This window comes from Amycolatopsis sp. NBC_01307, from assembly GCF_035975215.1.
Lineage (GTDB): Bacteria > Actinomycetota > Actinomycetes > Mycobacteriales > Pseudonocardiaceae > Amycolatopsis.
This window is the reverse complement of sequence record NZ_CP108403.1, coordinates 6,482,313-6,499,546: the sequence shown is the minus strand read 5'-3', so window position 1 is coordinate 6,499,546 and position 17,234 is coordinate 6,482,313. Positions and strand designations below refer to the sequence as shown.

Sequence of the window (17,234 nt, the reverse complement as noted above, 5' to 3'; positions counted from 1 at the left end):
TGCCTATTCTGCGAGTGTATACGCCGCGTGTATACGCATCCGGTATAGTGATCCCTGCTCGGGGAGACCCGGGCAGGGAGGAGTGGGAATGTCGGTTTCGCATACCTTGCTCGCGTTGCTCGAATCGGGCCCGCGGCATGGCTACGACCTCAAGCGCACGTACGACGAGCAGTTCGGGCAGGACCGCCCGCTTGCTTACGGGCAGGTCTATTCGACGTTGTCGCGGCTGCTGCGCAACGGCATGGTCGAGGTGGCCGGCGTCGAAAGCGGCGAGGGGCCGGAGCGGAAGCGCTACACGATCACCGACGCGGGGGTCACCGATGTCGAGACGTGGTTGCACACTCCGGAGAATCCGCAGCCGTACCTGCAGAACACGCTCTACACGAAGGTGGTGCTCGCGCTGCTGTCCGGTCGCAGCGCCGCCGACGTGCTCGACGTGCAGCGCGGCGAGCACCTGAACGTGATGCGTTCGCTGACCAAACGCAAGAACGGGGGCGACCTCGCCGATCAGCTGATCTGCGACCACGCGCTCTTCCACCTCGAGGCGGACCTGCGGTGGCTGGAGCTGACCGCCGCGCGCCTCGGCGAACTCGAGAAGGCGGTGCGCTGATGACCACGCCCGGAACGCCGTTGCTCGTCGGCAACGGACTGCACAAGTCGTTCGGCCGCACCCAAGCGCTCGACGGGGCGGCCCTGTCCGTCTCGACCGGGGAAGTGCTCGCGATCATGGGCCCGTCCGGCTCCGGCAAGTCGACGCTGCTGCACTGCCTCGCCGGCATCGTCCGGCCGGACTCGGGCACCATCCGCTACGGCGGCGCCGACCTCGTCGGGATGGACGACAAGGAACGGAGTGCGTTGCGGCGCACCGAGTTCGGCTTCGTGTTCCAGTTCGGCCAGCTCGTGCCCGAGCTGTCCTGCCTGGAGAACGTCGCGCTCCCGCTGCGGCTCACCGGCGTCAAGCGGAAGCCGGCCGAGGCCAAAGCGGCCGAATGGCTCGCCCGGCTGGAGGTCGACGGACTGGCGAAGCGCCGTCCCGGCGACGTCTCCGGCGGGCAGGCACAGCGGGTCGCGGTGGCGCGGGCGCTGGTGACCGAGCCGAAGGTGGTCTTCGCGGACGAGCCGACCGGCGCGCTCGACTCACTCAACGGCGAGAAAGTCATGCAGATGCTCACCACCGCGGCGCGGGAAACGCACGCCGCGGTGGTGCTGGTGACCCACGAGCCGCGGGTCGCGGCCTATTCGGACCGGGAGGTCGTGGTGCGCGACGGGCAGACGGTCGACCGGGAGCTGGTCGCGTGATGCGGGATCTGGCGCTGGGGCTCCGGCTGGCCGTCGGGGGCGGCCGGATGTCCGGCGCGGCGCTGCTGCGCCTCGCGATGACCGCGTTCGGGATCGCGCTCGCGGTCGCCGTATTGCTGCCCGCGGCGGCGGTCCAGCACCTGACCGGCGCGCAGGCGGAGCGCAAGGCGGCGATCGCCCAGGTCACCGAGCCGCGCGCGGGCGTCGCCCCGCTGCTGACCTACAACTGGTACCCGTCGGTCGGCGACGACTTCGTGAAGGTCACCGCGGTCGCGGCGACCGGACCCGGCTCGCCGGTGCCGCCGGGACTCACCCGGCTGCCCGCGCCGGGCGAGCTCGCCGTGTCACCGGAGCTCGCCGCGAAGCTGGCCGCACCGGGCGGCGGTTCGCTGAAGGCGCAGCTGCCGGGGCAGGTGGCCGGCCAGATCTCGCGGGACGGCGTTTCCGGCGCGGGTGATCTCGCCGCGTTCTACGGGGTGCCGGCCGCGCAGATCGAGGCCGAAGGCGCCAGGGGCAACAAGGTCTACGCGTTCGGCAAGCCGTACACCGGGCTCGGGCTGTCGGCGGCCGTGCTGGCCATCATCCTGCCGATCGCGGCGGTGCTGCTGCTGCCGTTGCTGATCTTCGTGACCACCGCGTCGCGGATGGGCGCGGCGCAGCGGGAACGCCGGCTCGCCGCGCTGCGGCTGATCGGCCTCGACTCGCGGCAGGTCAAGCGAGTGGCAGCAGCGGAGTCACTGGTCGGGGCGGTGATCGGGCTCGTGGCTGGCATCGGGTTCTTCGCCGTGCTGCGCACGTTCGTCGCGGACATCCTGCCGTTCGGCCTGCGGATCGTCCCGGAGGACTTCGTCCCGGACTGGCCGCTGGTCGTGGTGATCGTGCTGCTGGTGCCCGGCCTCGCGGTCGGCTCGGCGATGTTCGGGCTGCGCCGCACGATCGTGGAACCCCTCGGCGTGGTCCGCCAGGGCAAGCCGATGCGCCGGCGGATGTGGTGGCGCTGGGCGCTCACCGCGACGGGTGTGCTGCTCCTGGCCGCGAGCCTGGCTCTCGGTCGCGAGACAAGCGACACGACCGCCGGGATGGCACTCGCCACGGGCAGCGTGTTCCTGCTGGTGGGTGTCGCGGCCCTGCTGCCCTGGCTGGTCGAACGGCTCGTGGAGCGGTTGCACGGTGGTCCGCCGTCGTGGCAGCTCGCGATCCGGCGGCTGCAGCTGGACAGCGGCACCGCCAGCCGCGTCGTGTCCGGCCTGGTCGTCGTGCTGGCCGGCACCATCCTGGTCCAGGGCGTGCTCACGTCCCTGACCGGCGGCGTCGAGCAGCAGGTCTCGCCGGACAGCGTGGCCGCGGCCCCGGTGCGGGTGCAGACCACCACCACGCACCAGGCCGAGGCCGCCGAGCGGGCGGCGTCGGCGGCCGGGGTGACCGGGACGCACCCGGCCACGAACATCATGGTCCAGTCCGGGCGGGAGTCGACCTACGGCGTGGTCGGTGATTGCGTCGCGCTCGAGGTGGCAGCCGACATCGGCGGCTGCGCCGACGGCGACGTGTTCTACGTCGTGCCGTCGCGAGGCGGTACCGCCCCGGCGGGAACGGTGCAGCTGCGGAGCTTCCTGCACGACAGCGAGGCCGACGGTCCGGAGTGGACGGTCCCGGGCGGCGTCAAGGTCGTGCCGTCGGCCACCACGGCGGCGGAGGGGACGTTGTTCGTCACACCGGGTGCGCTCGGCGGGCTCACGGTGCCGGCCTCGTCGGTCGCGCTGTACGTGTCGGGCACCGGCGACCCGCAGGCGCTGACGGACAACGTCGCGAGGGCGGTCAACGCGCTCGCGTGGAACGCCACGGTCAGCAAGAGCAGCTACCTCGACGACTTCCACGCCCAGGACCAGCGGATGGTGGAGAACTTCCGCTCGGTGCTGATCACGGCGGCACTGTTCGTGCTCGCGGTGGCCGCGATGAGCCTGCTGATGCTGTCGATCGAGCAGATCAGCGAACGGCGGCGCCCGCTCGCGGCGTTGTCCGCGGCCGGCGTGCCGATCGGGGTGCTGGCCCGCGGAGCGCTGTGGCAGACCGCGGTTCCGGTGGTGGTCGGCGTGGTGCTGGCGATCGCGGCGGGGCTGGGGCTGACCGCGCCGATCCTGTCGCTGGCGGACCGGCCGATGATCGTCGACGTCCCGGTGCTGCTCGCGCTGGCGGGCACGACGGTGGCGGCGGTGCTGCTGGTGACCGGGTTGACGATGCCGTTGTTGCGGCAAGCGACCCGGTTGGACACGTTGCGCTCGGAATGAGCCGCTGCCGGCGCGTCGCGCCGACCCGACCGGCGATCTTGTCCAGCCGGCGGGTGAAGGACACCGGCAGTGGCAGCGGCTCAGGAGTCACGTCGTGCTCCGGTCGCGCAGTGCGGCGTCGAGTTCGGCGAGGCCGGCGGCGGTGCGCAGATCCGGCGGGTCGAGCCGGCCGACGCGGTGGTCGTCTTCTTGCAGTGCGGTGACGAACCGGGCGACGTGCTCGGGTGCCGGGGTGATGGTGGGTCCGCCGAGGTACCGCACGACGACGAGGTCCTGGCCGGAGTGGGTTTCGATGGCGGCGGCCCAGCCGCGGGTCTCGTCCCACAGCAGGGCGACGTCGCGGCCGGGGTAGCCGGGCAGCTGTTCGTCGAGGGCGACGTAGGCGGAGACCGGGGTGTCGTGGTCGACGAGGCAGGATTCAGGACCGATGCCGAGTGCGGTGGTGACGTCGGCGAGGTAGCCCCACAGGGCGGTGAGGGCGGGGTGGCCGGTCGGGATGTGCAGCGATGCGGTCACGGGTACGGGTGCCTTCCGGGACAGTGTCGTTCGAGGACAGTGTCGTTCGAGGACAGTGTCTTTCGAGGACAGGGCCTTTCGGGGACTTGCGGGGCCGGCGCAGGACCGGTTCGGGGTTCCGGTCCTGCGCCGGGTGGGCTCGTCAGGCCTGGATTTCCTTGTGGTCGCCGGCGGTGCCGGTGATCTCGATACGGCGTGGCTTGGCCTTTTCGGCGACCGGGATGCGCAGGGTCAGGACCCCGGCTTCGTAGTCGGCGGCGATGTGGTCGGTGTCGAGGGTGTCGCCGAGGAACAGCTGGCGGGAGAACACGCCCAGCGGCCGTTCGGAAACCTGCATCTGGACGTCGCCGCCGCCGGGGAGGGGTCGTCGTTCGGCCTTGACGGTGAGGACGTTGCGCTCGACGTCGAGCTCGATGGCGTCGGGGGTGACGCCGGGCAGGTCGAAGCAGACGACGAACTCGTCGCCGGCGCGGTAGGCGTCCATCGGCATCGCGGCCGGCTTGGACCAGGTTCCGGGGGCTGCGGCGCCGAGCACCTGCTGGGCGAAGCGGTCCAGTTCACGGAACGGGTCGGTGCGCATCAACATGGTTCCACCTCCTGGGTTCGATGATCTGGTGTCAACACGCCCCACTGTTCTAACATGTCATCACAACGATGACAAGTGAGTAGTCGTCAAAGGGATGACAGGTGGTGGACATGGATCCGATCCGTGCCGCGCGAGACGTGCACGAGGTGGTCCTCGCGACCGGCCGCGGCGAGGTGCCGCCCGACCGGCTGCTGGGCGCCCTGGTCTCGCTGCGGTCCCTGCGTGAGCAACTCACCGGGTGGGAACCGGAGCTGATCGCCGCGGCGAGGTCCGAGGGCGTCAGCTGGGCGGCTCTTGCGCCGGCCCTGGGTGTGGCCAGCCGGCAGGCCGCGGAACGGCGGTTCCTGCGACTGAGGCCGTCGGCGACGGGCGAGACGACGGGGGAGGCGCGCGTCGACGCCGAGCGGGACCGGCGTGCGGGTGATCGCGCGGTCGCGGACTGGGCTCGGCGCAACTCGGCGGTGCTGCGGCAGCTGGCCGGGCAGGTGAATGCGCTGGAAGACCTGGACGGCGCGGCTCGCGCGGACGCCGACCGCCTCGGCGCGGCACTCGGCGGCGACGACGTCACCAGTCTGCTGCCTCCGCTGGCGGCGGTCCGTGGCCACCTGGGACGAGATCATGCGGGCCTGGCCGACCGGCTCGGCGCCATCGAAGACCACGCCGACATGGTGCGCCGTGACGCCACCGGGCACCGTCGTGATCGTGCCACCTGATCACTGCAGAACCACTTCTCGTGTCATGTGGTGGCGCATCGGAGGCTGATGGAACCCACCGCCAGGAGAACAGCTCGATCGGCCACCTGCCGGCGTGACTCGTTTCCGGCAATGGCCGCACCGTCGGTTGTGACGCGATCGACCCGCCGCCCCGAGGACGCCGAGTGGTGAATTCGGCACCCCTGCTCGCGGCCGTGGTCGCTGTGGGTCCCGACCACGTCGCCAGGTTGGTGGACCTCCCACGGCGAACCCCGCGCGTCGATACCGACGAACCTCTTCTTCGTGGCTCTCGGGTGGTCAGGTCCACCGGGACGTCACGGCCGGTCGGCACACTCGCGATGCAGGGCCGCGCCACGCTTTCCGCGGTACTGACCGCGATCTGCTGCACCAGCGCGCGATGTGCGACGTCGGCCAGCCTCTCGTTCGCACGCGCGTCTGTGGTCCGGTCCCGCTCGGGATCGCCATCGGACGGCTCGGTCGTGATCACCACCTCTCCGGTCGCGCGGGCTCCGACTGTCCCGTGTCGTTCACCTGGGTGGGCATTCTGGTTGCTCAGGCGCCGAGGCGGCTGTAGATGCGACCGGCCAGGGACGCGGCCAGCCGGTTCAGCGCGCCCAGCGGGTCGACTTGCGCGAACTGCCCGAGCAGCTCGGCCGCCGCGTAGGCCTCGGCCTCCGACAGCACCGCCGCGCACCGCTCCCGCCGGCCCCGCTCCAGCAACCGCGTCAAGGCTTCGGCGTATTCGCTCAGGTCACGTACTCCGACCAGGCCGTACCGCTCATCGAGCGGGCTCTGCTGCGTGATGTCGTCGCTCATGGCCGCACGCCCTCCTCATCACTCGTTCGACTGCCTTCAGAAAATCTATGACGGTCGGAGTAGACATTCAACGTCGGGTGTGTGTACTGTTCTGCTCATACCGAGAGAGACAACGTCAAGCAGGCGCGGGAGAAGACGTAACTACCCGCGAGGTGAGACAAGGCGGTCAGGCAGCACGGAGCCGATCTAGGGAACAAGGTTTCGGCTGGTGACCAGGAGTGTTGCTCCGGAGACCGGGTCGTGAAGAAGGTTTGACCGAGTAGTACCGGTCCGGAGTGGAAGTGCAGGACAAGGGCAGTGGCAGGACCGGTCAGGTGGCCGGAGCCGATCGGTGAAGGGGCTCCGGGCAGTGGCCAGCGGCGTCAGCGTGCTGGGACCGATCAGTGGAAGGGTTCCGGCAGTGACGTACGCAGCAAGTGATGTAGCGGTAACCGGTAAGTGGAAATCACCGGAGAGAAGGGAACGGGAACATCATTGGATCGCCCGCGGCGGCCAGGCAGTACTGCCGCGCGGGTGCCGTGGTCCCATCGAGTTCGGAGGTGGTGCTCGGTCACGAGTAAGCGATCCCCGCACGATCCGGCTTCACGTCGGATGCGGGTGCAGGAAGCCGGCGGTCGCGCCGGTTGACAATGGTGAAGATCCCTACCCTCGAGGACCCCGGGTGCCGTGCGCGGCACCCGGGGTCCTTTGTGACGTGGAGGTGGAATGATCCCAGACCAGCAAGGCCCGGCCACGCCCAGCAAGGCCGACAAGTTCGACGACGACCTGTACCCCGCCTACACGATGGGCCGGGCCGCCGACATGCTCGGCACCACGCAGGGGTTCCTGCGCAGCCTCGATGAGGTTGGCCTGATCACTCCGCAGCGGTCCGCGGGCGGGCACCGTCGCTACTCGCGCCACCAGTTGCGCTTGGCGACGCGGGTGCGGGAACTGGTCGATCAGGGCACCGCCATCGAGGCCGCCTGCCGCATCATCACCCTCGAAGACCAGCTGCACGAGGCCCAGCGCCGCACCATCGAACTCCCCACTGGCGACTGAACCCGGCTCGGCACGCGGCCTCGGTGCCGCGTGCCGTTTTGCGGCCAGGCCCGGCTTTCCGCGCCATGGCAGGGACGCCGACCACGGACGTCTGCTGGGTGAACACGTCTTGCCCGACGGGAGAATGACGCCTCGTCCGGCGTCCGGCGTCAGTTCAGAGCAAGGTCTGCGGACTCGTCGACAGCCGGATTCGTCCTTCGCCGACTGGGTGAGCGACGTGTTCGCGGCGACGCGCTGACCGATGCAGCACCCGGCGGCGGAACTCGGCCGGTGCGTAGGCCGGCAGCGCGTGCCCGCGCGAGGAGATGTGCACCGGCAGCCGCCCGGCGATCTGCGGGTCGCCGCGTCGCGCAACGACGACCGTCGATGGGGCCCGGCACCGGCTCGCGGTGCCGGGCCCCGACGGTGGAGCGGATCAGTTCGCGGCGCAGGCCGACGTGATGCCGTCGGCGCTTCCGGTGCCCTGGAAGCCGAATTCGGTGGACTGCCCGGCCGCGACGCTGCCGTTGTAGCCGACGTTGGTCCAGTTCACCGTGCCGCTGGTGCCGCTGTTGCCGGCGCTCCAGCCGTTGGTGACGGTCGCGCCGGAGGGCAGGTTCGTCGTCACCGTCCAGCCGTTGAGGGCGGTCGCTCCCGCGGTGACCTTCACCGTCGCCACGAACCCGCCGTTCCACGAGTTGAGGGAGACCGAGGCGCTGCAACCGCCGGGCTGGGACGTGGTCGTCGTCGTGGGCGTGGTGGGAGTCGTCGGGGTGGTCGGTGTCGTCGGCGTGGTGGTCGCGCCGCCGGCGTTCAGGGCGTCGAGGACACTCGTGTACGCGGCCTTCTTGTTCCCGTTGTTGTCGAACAGGAGCGGGTTTTCACCCGTGCGCCAGGAGTCGCTGTCGCGGATGCCCCAGACGGTGATGCCGGCGCAGCGGGCGACGGCCATGCAGGCGCGCGTGACGGTGCCGTAGACGGCGGCCTGGTTGGAACCGGAGATGTCCAGTTCGGTGATCTGGACTTCGACGCCGAGGTCGGCGAACCGCTGCAGGTTGGCCTGGTAGTCGCCCGGGGCGGAGTTGGACAGGTGGGACTGGAAGCCGACGCAGTCGATCGGGACGCCGCGGGACTTGAAGTCCTGCACCATGTTGTAGATTCCGGTGCTCTTGGCGTTGATCCCGTCGGTGTTGTAGTCGTTGTAGCAGAGCTTCGCGCCGGGATCGGCGGCCCGCGCGGCGCGGAAGGCGGCTTCGATCCAGTCGTTGCCGGTGCGCTGCAGGTTGGAGTCACGCCGGCCACCGCCGCCGCCGTCGGCGAAGGCCTCGTTGACGACGTCCCACGAGTAGACCTTGCCCTTGTAGTGGGTGGCGACCTGGGTGACGTGGTTGATCGCGGCCTGGCGCAGGGCGGAGCCGCTGAGGCTCTGGGCCCAGCCGGGTTGCTGCTGGTGCCACAGCAACGCGTGCCCGCGGACGCGCTGGCCGTTGCTCACCGCCTGGTTGAGGATGCGGTCGCCGCCGCTGTAGCCGAACTGGTTCTGGTTCGGTTCGGTGGCGTCCCACTTCATCTCGTTTTCCGCGGTGACCATGGTGAATTCGCGGTTCAGGATGCCGGTGTAGGTCGCGTCACCGAGCTTCCCGGCCGAGACGGCGGCGCCGAAGTACCGGCCGGTCTGAGCGGCCGACGCACCCAATGTCGTGGCGGCGCCGGCCGAGGTGGCGAGCACCAGCGAAACCCCGAGCGACGTCGCCAGGAGCGTCGAAGCGACTGCCGCGCGGGACAATGACCGCGATGTCATCTTCATGTTCACACCTTCCGGAGTGCACCTGGGGGCCAGGCGGGGCGAGCTTTCAGTTGACGTTGGCCGAGAACGAGTTGACCGCCAGGCCGGCTCCGCCGCTCCACGGCTCGAACCCGGCCTGGACGCTGGTCAGGTACCAGGAGCGATCGACGCGCGTCCGGGCGTCGACGTCGTTGACGAAGTCCATGACGTTGAACGACCAGCCCGAGATCGGGGACTGGGCGACGTAGGAGACCACGTCGTTGCCGCCGTTGTTGCCCTGCCACACGTCCCAGCCCCGGCCGCCGAGACTGGTGGTGCCCACCCGGCCGCCGACCGGTTGCACCGATCCCGTGCGGTTGAACCAGATCATCAGCTCCATCTGGTTGACCCCCGTGGTCTTCGCGGCCGGGTCCATCCAGATGTCGTAGGAGGCGTCGAAGACGGACCCGCCGACGTAGGTGTAGGAGATCGAAGACGGTGCGCTGCCGATCCGGTTCAGCTGCCGCGGCAGGTTCGTGCCGGGGGAGCAGTTCCCGTAGTGGCAACCGACGTAGACCGCCGGGTACGACAAGGGGGCGCCACCGCTGGTGGATCCCTGCTGGGTCTGGATCCGGAACCCGCCGCCGGTGACGTTGATGCACTGCTGGGCGCTGCTGCCCCACCGGTTGTTCATGACGACGTACCGGCCGCCGATCGTGGTCGTCCCGTACTGGTCGCAGATCAGGGTGTCCGCGTGCGCGACCGGTGCCGCCGTGACGGCCGGCGCCACGAGCCCGGCTGTGACCAGTGCTACCGCGGACAGAGCGTGCTTCAGCTTCACGTGCTGCCTCCACCTCGTTGTGGGAGAGTGTCTGGGAGCGCTCTCAGGTCGACCGCTTCCGATGAAACCACAGGGGAACCGGTGAGCAAAGAGTTCACCCGTGATCAATTTTCCTTTCTCCCGACGAAAGTTTCGCCGGTGATTGCCAGGGGTGTGGGTGGCGGCTACCGTGCTGGGAGCGCTCCCATCCTGGATCACCATCAGCACGCCGACGAAGACGAGGAGATGGCGTATGCGGGCAACGAAGTCGCGGGCCGGTCTGGTCCTGCTGGCCGCGGTGGCGCTCGGGGTGACGGCGGCCGCCGTGCCCGCGGCGGCCGCGGACTACGAGCGCGTGCTCAACGGGACCTTCTCCGGCGGCACCCTCGACCCGTGGTGGGCCGGGGCGGGGACGACCGGCCGCGTCGCCGGCGGGGAGTTCTGCACCGACGTACCCGGCGGCACGGCCAACGGCTACGACGCGCTGGCGGGTCAGAACGGGGTGCCGTTCGAGGCGGGACAGCCGTACACGCTGACCTTCGACGCGCACGCGACGAGCACCCAGCAGATCTCCGCCGTCGCGGGCGAGGCCGTGTCGCCCTACCGGCAGATCTCGCGGACCGACCTGACGGTGACGCCGTCGACGCAGCACTTCACGGTCACCTTCTCGTCCACTTTGGACTTCCCGGCCGCCGGTAACGGCCAGCTGGCGTTCTGGTTCGGCGGTCAGGCCGCCGCCAACACCGTGTGCCTGGACAACATCTCCCTCGTCGGCGGCGTCGTGCCGCCCGGCGGCCTGCCGCCGACGAGCGGCATCCGGGTGAACCAGGAGAGCTACGTGCCCGGCCTGCCCAAGCGGGCGACGCTGATCAGCGACTCGACCTCGCCGCTGACGTGGACGTTGAAGAACGCCGCCGGGAGCGCGGTGGCCACCGGCCGGACCACGCCGCGGGGCGCGGACGCGGCCTCCGGTGAGAACGTGCACGAAATCGACTTCTCCGCCTACGACACCGCGGGAACCGGCTACACGCTGAGCGTCGGGTCCGAGACCAGCTTCCCGTTCGCCATCTCCGCCGACGCGCTGCAGAAGCTGCGTCGCGACTCGCTGGCCTTCTTCTACCACCAGCGCAGCGGGATCGCGATCGACGCCGCGTACGTCGGGGCCGCCTACGCGCGCCCGGCGGGGCACGTGAACGTCGCGCCGAACCAGGGTGACGACAACGTCCCCTGCCGGTCGGACCTGAACTGCGGCTACACCCTCGACGTGCGGGGCGGCTGGTACGACGCGGGCGACCACGGCAAGTACGTCGTCAACGGCGGGATCGCGGCCTGGGAACTGCTCGACGAGTACGAGCGGGCGCTGCGGCTGGGGGACGCGAGCGCGCTGGGTGACGGCAAGCTGGCGATCCCGGAGCGGGCCAACGGCGTGCCCGACATCCTCGACGAAGCCCGCTGGGAGGTCGACTTCCTGCTGGAGATGCAGGTGCCGGACGGCAAGCCCCAGGCGGGCATGGTGCACCACAAGATCCACGACGCGCAGTGGACGTCCCTGCCCACCCGGCCCGACCAGGACAGCCAGCCGCGCCGGCTGTCGCCGCCGAGCACCGCGGCGACCCTGAACATGGCAGCTGTCGCGGCGCAGGCGTCGCGGCTGTGGCGGAGCATCGATCCGGCGTACTCGGCGAAGTTGCTCGCCGCGGCCGAGAAGGCGTACACGGCGGCGAAGGCGAACCCGAACGTGCTGGCCGACCCGAATGACGGCACCGGCGGCGGGACGTACAGCGACAACACTGTGAGCGACGAGTTCTACTGGGCCGCCGCCGAGCTGTTCACGACCACCGGAAAGAGCGGCTACCGCGCCGACGTCACCGGATCTGCGCTCTACCGCGGGAAGAGCTTCACGACGCACGGCTTCGACTGGGCCTCGACGGGCGCGCTCGGGGACATCACGCTCGCCGTTGTGCCCACCGACCTGCCGGCGGCGGACGTCGCGGCGATCAGGACGGCGGTCACCACGACCGCCGACAGCCACCTGGCGCAGATGGCGTCGATGGGCTACCCGGCGCCCTACCGCACGGCCGACGGTTCGTACGAGTGGGGTTCCAACGGCCTGGTGGCCAACAACGGCGTGGTCCTCGCCCTGGCGTACGACTTCACGAAGCAGGACAAGTACCGGGACGGCGCGTTCGCGGCGATGGACTACCTGCTGGGCCGCAACCCGGCGAACTACTCCTACGTCTCCGGCCACGGTGACCAGCCGGTGACGAACGTGCACCACCGGTTCTGGGCGCACCAGCTGGACGCTTCGCTGCCGACCGCCCCGCCCGGCGCGTTGTCGGGCGGTCCCAACAGCGGCCTGCAGGACCCGACCGCGGCGCGGTTGCTGGCCGGCTGCGCGCCCCAGCGGTGCTTCGTCGACGACATCCAGGCGTACTCGGTCAACGAGGTCGCGATCAACTGGAACTCGGCGCTGGCCTGGCTGGCCGGCTGGACCGCCGAGAAGTCGTCGTCCACTGTGGACACGACCGCGCCCGCCGCGCCCGGCACCCCCGTCGTGTCCGCGGTGTCGAGCGGCGGCGCCACGCTGACCTGGACGGCGGCCGCGGACCCGGAGAGTGGCGTCAAGAGCTACGACGTGGTCCGCGTGACCGGTTCGGCCCGGACGGTCCTCGCCACGGTCACCGGGCCGACGGCGACCTTGACGGGTCTCTCGCCGTCGACCGCGTACACGGTCGTCGTGATAGCGCGCAACGGCGCGGGCCTGGCGAGCCCGGACTCACCGGCCGCGCAGTTCACCACACAGCCGGCCACCCCGGCGGGCGGCTGCCAGGTGACGTACGCGGCGAACACGTGGAACGGCGGCTTCACGGCCACCGCCACGCTGAAGAACACCGGCACGACGGCGTGGACGAGCTGGAAGCTCGGCTTCACCTTCCCCGGCAACCAGAAGGTGACGCAGGGGTGGTCGGCGACGTGGGCGCAGTCCGGCGCCGACGTGACCGCCGCGGCCATGCCGTGGAACGGCTCGGTGGCGCCGGGGCAGTCGGTCGCGATCGGGTTCAACGGCAGTTACACGGGGACCAATCCGGATCCGTCGGCTTTCACGGTCGACGGGAGGGCGTGCGCCTGACGACCGGCCCGCTCGCCGGGTCCCGAGAACCCGGCGAGCGGGTGTTCCCCGCTCAGAACCAGTGCCCGCGGCCGCCGACCTTGCGCCCGGTCCCACCCAGGACGGCGAGGATGACGCCGGCGACGGCCAGGACGATGCCGATCGTGTACAGCACGGGAATGCCGATGAGAAAGCCGAGGACGATCAGGATGACGCCGAGGATGATCACGGTCGGGAAGCTCCTTCTGCTCACGGAGGGGCCGGGCACCGGGATGTGGTGGCCGCTCGCCCGGGCCCGGAGTGCCCAGGGATCTCCGCGGTCAAACAGACGTCTTCATCCCATCGGTCCATGAGCCTTTCAGCGCAGCGTCCACCGCTGGTTCGCCTGCCCGCTGCAGGCCCAGAGGATCAGCTGGGTGCCGTTGGCCGTGCCCTGCCCGTACGCGTCGAGGCAGAGGCCCGACTGGACCCCGGTGATCGTGCCGTCGGTGGTGACGGTCCACTGCTGGTTGGCCTGGCCGTGGCAGTCCCAGACGATCACCGGGGTGCCGTTGGCCGTGCCGTGGCCGGACGCGTCGAGGCACTTGGTCCCGCCGACGGTCAGCTCCTGGCCGGCCCGGGTCCACGCCTGACCGGTCTGCCCGCCGCAGTCCTGCAGCCGCACCTGGGTGCCGTTGGCGGCACTCGCGGCGTCGAGGCACCGGCCCGACTGCGTGCCGACGATCTGCCGGGCCGCGGACGTCCCCGGGGTGCCGATGCTCCCGGACACGGACTGCAGCGCGCCGAACCAGGTGGCGGCCATCTTGTCGTACCCGGTGGCCGTGGGGTGGATGCCGTCGGTCAGATCGCCGGTGGTCACGGCGGAGTGCATGTCGACCAGGTGCACGTGCTTGCCGGCGTTCTGGTTGCTCTGCACGATCCCGGGGATCGCGGAGTTGAACGTGCGGACGGCGGACTCCTGCCCGGAGTCGGCGAGGGGGGTGATCATCGCGACGAAGACCTCGGCGTCCGGTGCGGTCGCGGTGATGTGGTCGATCAGCCCGGACAGCCGGGCGGGCGCGCGGCCGACGTCGTAGTTCTGCAGGACGTCGTTGGTGCCGAGGTGCAGCAGGACCGTGTGCGAGCCGGTGTTCCGCAGCCAGGTCACGATGTTCGCGTCGATCTGGTCGATGCGCCAGCCCGGGTGACCCTCGTGGTCGTGGTCACCGAGGGCGGCCGGGCCGTTGTACTGCGAGCCGGTGAAGTCGACCTGGTAGCCGCCCGCGCTCAGGCGCTGCCACAGCCCGATCCGGTACCCGCCGGGGACCTGCGTGCCTTCGGTGATGGAGTCGCCCAGCGGCATGACCCGGACGCCGCCGTTCGACTCGGCGGCCGCCGGGGTGCCCGGGAGCAACGCGCTCAGGAACAGGGCTGTCGTAGCCATGACGAGTCGGATGCGCATGGTTCTCCTCGATCGGTCAGCCGAAGGTCCACTTCTGGTTGGCTTGCCCGGTGCAGGTCCAGAGCCGGACGGCGGTGCCGTTGGCCGTGCCGCCGCCGGTCACGTCGAGGCACAGTCCGGATTGGACACCGGTGACGGTGCCGGCCGAGGTGACCTGCCAGCGCTGGTTGGCCCCGCCGTTGCAGGTCCAGATGACGACCTTGGTGCCGGGGGTGGTGCCCTGCCCGGAGGCGTCCAGGCACCGGGTGCTGTCGCCGCTGTAGACGGTCAGCTCGCCCGCGGTCGTGCGGGTCCAGGACTGGTTGCCGCCGCCGTTGCAGTCCCAGATCTGCACCTGGGCGCCGGGGGTGGTGCCGGCACCGTCGACGTCCAGGCACCGGCCCGCGCCGGCCGCGCGCACCGGGCCCGCGGCCGGCCCGGTACCACCGGGGCCCGCAGTGGCGATGACCTGCTGCGCGCCCGAAGGCCAGCTGGTGCCGCTCACCTGGACGTTCCCGCTCAGGACGTTGTTGTGCGGCGAACCGGTGGCCACGTTCGTCGCGCCGCCGTTGTACCAGTTCCCGCTGAACGTGCTGTCGTCGGTGTTGTTGCTGCCGCTCGCGTTGGTGAAGGCCCACACCCCGGAGTCCTGGATCACGTTGGCCGACAGGGAGACGTAGCGGGAGCCTTCGTCCAGGTACAGCCCGACCGTGCGGTTGTTGTCGTAGACGTGGTTGTGGTCGATCGAGCTCCCCGGGTTGGCGGAGAGGTTGTAGATGCTCCCGCCGTCGTGCATGAGCTTCTTCGTGCCGTGCACCCGGTTGTAGCTGACGACGGTGTCCCGCAACGTCGTCGCGGTGGAGTACACGGGCTGGTAGTCGTACAGGCCGCGGTTGCGGTAGTCCTGGCTGCCACCGGGGTCGTTCGCGCCCCAGCCCCAGCCGACGTCGATGCCGTCGTAGGTGAGGTCGGCGACGTCGTTGTGCGTGATCACGGCGTGCGTGACGTAGGTCGACAGGATGCCGGCCATTTCCCGGTAGTCCAGGGCGACCCGGCTCACCGTGTTGTTCGACAGCGTGATGTCGCGGTCGGTCATCGCCGCGTTCGACGGGTGGTGGGCATCCGGCCGTACGCCGCCGACGACGATGCCCGCGCCCGAGTCCTCGGTGAAGGTGTTGTGGTCCACGGTGATCGACGACGCCCCGAGGCCGACCCCGGACGCGTGGGCGTTCGCGTCGTTGCCGATGCCCAGCGCCACCTGCCCGAGGTGGGTGAAGGTGTTGCCGCTGAACGTGATCCCGGTGGCGGCCGAGACCTGGACGGCGGCCGGGGCCTGCGCCCAGCCGTTGCGGGCGCCCTCGAACAGCGGGCAGCCCGACTGGCAGGAGCTCAGGAAGTCGCCCGGCATCGATGCCGCGGCCGGGAGGAACGTGCCGCTCTGCTGGTCGGCGTAGCCGACCGACGTGCCGGGCGTGAGCCAGGTGGTGTGCTCGAAGTGCAGGCCGCTGAAGGTGAGGCCGCGCACCGGGTTGTCGTAGCCGCCGCTGATCTGCAGGAGGGACGTCAACCGCGGCAGCTCCACGTCGTGGCTGCCGGGAGCCCAGCCGCTCGGCGCCTTGTAGTAGAGCTTCCCGGCCTGCGGGTCGAGGTACCACTGGCCGGTGTTCTTGAGGAAGGAGTAGGAGTTCTCCAGGAACAGCCGGCCGCCGCCGAAGGGCTTGGCGAGGGTGTCGTAGCCCCAGTTGTTGTTGTTCCACGCGGGTTGCTGCATGACGACCGAGGTGCCGCTGACGTGGTCGACGGGGGAGTACCGGTCGGTGAAGGAGTTCTGGCTCTCCACCTCGATCCGGTTCTGCTGGGGCAACGTCGCCAGGTAGTCCAGCGCGGAGTTGACGATGGTCATGCCAGCGGTGGTGATCTGCACGTCGCTGCGGGAGATCGGGATCGAGGCGCGTGGCGCCAGCGCGCCGTCGACGAACAGCTGCCGCGAGTCGGCCCCCCGCGGCACCGAAGCCACCCAGACGTTCTGGCTCGCGTCCTGCACCGTCCAGCCGGTGACCTGCGTACCGCCGGACAGGATCGGCGTCTGGCCGGAAGCGGCCCGCCAGGTGACGGTGTGGCCGTTGCGCCCGGAGTCGGCGCTGGTGAACGTCAGCGGAGCGGCGAGCCGGTAGGTGCCGCCGGCGAGCTGCACGACCACGTCGTCGGCGGCGGACCGGGCGCGGGCCAGCTGCTGCGCCCTGGCCGGGGTGGCGACGGGCTGCTCGGGGGTGCCGGGGTCGGCGTCGTCACCGGTGGGCGACACGGCGATGGTGACGGTCGCGGCGTGGGCGGGTGGCGCGGCGAGCGCGGTCACCACGAGGGCGGTGACGAGCGCGGCGGCCACGGATCCGGTGCGCGGCGGCATGGCGGTACCTCTCCGGGGACGGGTCTCGGGCGCCCGAAAATCCACAGTGGACCAGGCGAACCTGGGAACGATGTGTACGACTCATACGAGGTCAAGGTCGGGTCGACGTCAAGAGACGAAAGGACCCATCGTCCCCATCCGGCATCGTCACCTGCGGGAACGTATGTAAGTTTCACCTTGGGCTTTCCGGGTGTTGACCGGACAGGTGAGCCGCGAGGTACAGTCACTGAACGGTGCCCACAGAGTCATACTCATCGGGTGACTCGTAACGAGGAAGCCGCACCGCCGGCCCCGTACCGGCCCGGCTACGAAGTGGTGGCCGAGCAGATCCTGAATCTGATCGCCGAGCTGGAACTGCGGCCCGGTGACCGGATGCCGACGGAGGTCGAGCTGGCGGCGCGGATGGGCAGCAGCCGGACGGTGGTGCGGGAGGCCGTCAAGATCCTCTCGGCGATCGGCCGGGTACGAGCGCACAAGGGAC

The 17,234-nt window shown here is 70.4% G+C and carries 14 protein-coding genes and 1 pseudogene; 7 read left to right on the top strand and 8 right to left on the bottom strand.

Going from position 1 to position 17,234, the window contains the following annotated elements; genetic code table 11:
• Window positions 1–88: 88 nt before the first annotated feature.
• From OG439_RS27890 to OG439_RS27880, 3 genes are read left to right on the top strand one after another with little or no spacing between them, the layout of a single operon-like run.
• On the top strand, window positions 89–610 hold the full coding sequence (locus OG439_RS27890) for a PadR family transcriptional regulator (protein ID WP_326943772.1): 522 nt from the start codon (window positions 89–91) through the stop codon (window positions 608–610).
• Window positions 610–1,299 carry an ABC transporter ATP-binding protein gene (locus tag OG439_RS27885; RefSeq protein ID WP_326943771.1) on the top strand — a complete coding sequence of 230 codons (690 nt, stop codon included), beginning with the start codon at window positions 610–612 and terminating at the stop codon, window positions 1,297–1,299. The genes OG439_RS27890 and OG439_RS27885 overlap by 1 nt, the downstream gene beginning before the upstream one ends.
• Complete coding sequence (locus OG439_RS27880; protein WP_326951628.1) at window positions 1,299–3,584, top strand: FtsX-like permease family protein; 2,286 nt, start codon at window positions 1,299–1,301, stop codon at window positions 3,582–3,584. Before OG439_RS27885 ends, OG439_RS27880 begins: the two co-directional genes overlap by 1 nt.
• A gap of 87 nt (window positions 3,585–3,671) precedes the next feature.
• Here the strand turns inward: OG439_RS27880 and OG439_RS27875 are convergent, their stop codons facing one another.
• Both OG439_RS27875 and OG439_RS27870 read right to left on the bottom strand, forming a co-directional pair.
• Window positions 3,672–4,100, bottom strand: coding sequence for a DUF6292 family protein (locus OG439_RS27875; protein ID WP_326943770.1), 429 nt, complete (start codon window positions 4,098–4,100; stop codon window positions 3,672–3,674).
• 142 nt (window positions 4,101–4,242) lie between these two features.
• Window positions 4,243–4,686 (bottom strand): Hsp20/alpha crystallin family protein, encoded by a 444-nt coding sequence (locus tag OG439_RS27870; protein ID WP_326943769.1) that lies wholly within the window; start codon window positions 4,684–4,686, stop codon window positions 4,243–4,245.
• Between the two features lie 110 nt (window positions 4,687–4,796).
• Between OG439_RS27870 and OG439_RS27865 the strand changes: the two genes are divergently transcribed.
• Entirely contained in the window at window positions 4,797–5,399 is a 603-nt protein-coding gene (locus OG439_RS27865) for an HSP18 transcriptional regulator (RefSeq protein WP_326943768.1), read from the top strand.
• Window positions 5,400–5,951: 552 nt separating this feature from the next.
• On the opposite strand, the gene OG439_RS27860 is transcribed toward OG439_RS27865, so the two are convergent.
• Entirely contained in the window at window positions 5,952–6,215 is a 264-nt protein-coding gene (locus tag OG439_RS27860) for a hypothetical protein (RefSeq protein ID WP_326943767.1), read from the bottom strand.
• 705 nt (window positions 6,216–6,920) lie between these two features.
• Here OG439_RS27860 and OG439_RS27855 point away from each other — a divergent pair.
• Complete coding sequence (locus OG439_RS27855) at window positions 6,921–7,253, top strand: helix-turn-helix domain-containing protein (RefSeq protein ID WP_326943766.1); 333 nt, start codon at window positions 6,921–6,923, stop codon at window positions 7,251–7,253.
• Window positions 7,254–7,668: 415 nt separating this feature from the next.
• Here the strand turns inward: OG439_RS27855 and OG439_RS27850 are convergent, their stop codons facing one another.
• Together OG439_RS27850 and OG439_RS27845 are read right to left on the bottom strand one after the other, a co-directional pair.
• The gene (locus OG439_RS27850; protein WP_326943765.1) at window positions 7,669–9,039 is read right to left on the bottom strand and encodes an endo-1,4-beta-xylanase; all 1,371 of its coding nucleotides are present in this window, start codon (window positions 9,037–9,039) and stop codon (window positions 7,669–7,671) included.
• 46 nt (window positions 9,040–9,085) lie between these two features.
• Window positions 9,086–9,838, bottom strand: coding sequence for a GH12 family glycosyl hydrolase domain-containing protein (locus tag OG439_RS27845; RefSeq protein WP_326943764.1), 753 nt, complete (start codon window positions 9,836–9,838; stop codon window positions 9,086–9,088).
• A 232-nt stretch (window positions 9,839–10,070) separates the two neighbouring features.
• Between OG439_RS27845 and OG439_RS27840 the strand changes: the two genes are divergently transcribed.
• Complete coding sequence (locus OG439_RS27840; protein WP_326943763.1) at window positions 10,071–12,947, top strand: glycoside hydrolase family 9 protein; 2,877 nt, start codon at window positions 10,071–10,073, stop codon at window positions 12,945–12,947.
• A 52-nt stretch (window positions 12,948–12,999) separates the two neighbouring features.
• On the opposite strand, the gene OG439_RS27835 is transcribed toward OG439_RS27840, so the two are convergent.
• The 3 genes from OG439_RS27835 to OG439_RS50465 form a co-directional block, all read right to left on the bottom strand.
• Complete coding sequence (locus OG439_RS27835) at window positions 13,000–13,155, bottom strand: hypothetical protein (protein WP_247056273.1); 156 nt, start codon at window positions 13,153–13,155, stop codon at window positions 13,000–13,002.
• A 129-nt stretch (window positions 13,156–13,284) separates the two neighbouring features.
• Entirely contained in the window at window positions 13,285–14,367 is a 1,083-nt protein-coding gene (locus OG439_RS27830; protein WP_326943762.1) for an RICIN domain-containing protein, read from the bottom strand.
• 16 nt (window positions 14,368–14,383) lie between these two features.
• On the bottom strand, window positions 14,384–16,753 hold the full coding sequence (locus tag OG439_RS50465; RefSeq protein WP_442792229.1) for an RICIN domain-containing protein: 2,370 nt from the start codon (window positions 16,751–16,753) through the stop codon (window positions 14,384–14,386).
• Here OG439_RS50465 and OG439_RS50460 point away from each other — a divergent pair.
• A pseudogene (locus OG439_RS50460) lies at window positions 16,673–17,188 on the top strand (FadR/GntR family transcriptional regulator); the annotation flags it as partial. The gene OG439_RS50465 and the pseudogene OG439_RS50460 overlap by 81 nt on opposite strands.
• Window positions 17,189–17,234 lie beyond the last annotated feature (46 nt).

Bases quoted from the DNA above. Each gene is read 5' to 3' on its own strand.
- OG439_RS27880 (WP_326951628.1), top strand. From the start codon at position 1,299: ATGCGGGATCTGGCGCTGGGGCTCCGGCTGGCCGTCGGGGGCGGCCGG.
- OG439_RS27890 (WP_326943772.1), top strand. From the start codon at position 89: ATGTCGGTTTCGCATACCTTGCTCGCGTTGCTCGAATCGGGCCCGCGG.
- OG439_RS27885 (WP_326943771.1), top strand. From the start codon at position 610: ATGACCACGCCCGGAACGCCGTTGCTCGTCGGCAACGGACTGCACAAG.
- OG439_RS27855 (WP_326943766.1), top strand. From the start codon at position 6,921: ATGATCCCAGACCAGCAAGGCCCGGCCACGCCCAGCAAGGCCGACAAG.
- OG439_RS27860 (WP_326943767.1), bottom strand. From the start codon at position 6,215: ATGAGCGACGACATCACGCAGCAGAGCCCGCTCGATGAGCGGTACGGC.
- OG439_RS27850 (WP_326943765.1), bottom strand. From the start codon at position 9,039: ATGAAGATGACATCGCGGTCATTGTCCCGCGCGGCAGTCGCTTCGACG.
- OG439_RS27840 (WP_326943763.1), top strand. From the start codon at position 10,071: ATGCGGGCAACGAAGTCGCGGGCCGGTCTGGTCCTGCTGGCCGCGGTG.
- OG439_RS27870 (WP_326943769.1), bottom strand. From the start codon at position 4,686: ATGTTGATGCGCACCGACCCGTTCCGTGAACTGGACCGCTTCGCCCAG.
- OG439_RS27830 (WP_326943762.1), bottom strand. From the start codon at position 14,367: ATGCGCATCCGACTCGTCATGGCTACGACAGCCCTGTTCCTGAGCGCG.
- OG439_RS27865 (WP_326943768.1), top strand. From the start codon at position 4,797: ATGGATCCGATCCGTGCCGCGCGAGACGTGCACGAGGTGGTCCTCGCG.
- OG439_RS50465 (WP_442792229.1), bottom strand. From the start codon at position 16,753: ATGCCGCCGCGCACCGGATCCGTGGCCGCCGCGCTCGTCACCGCCCTC.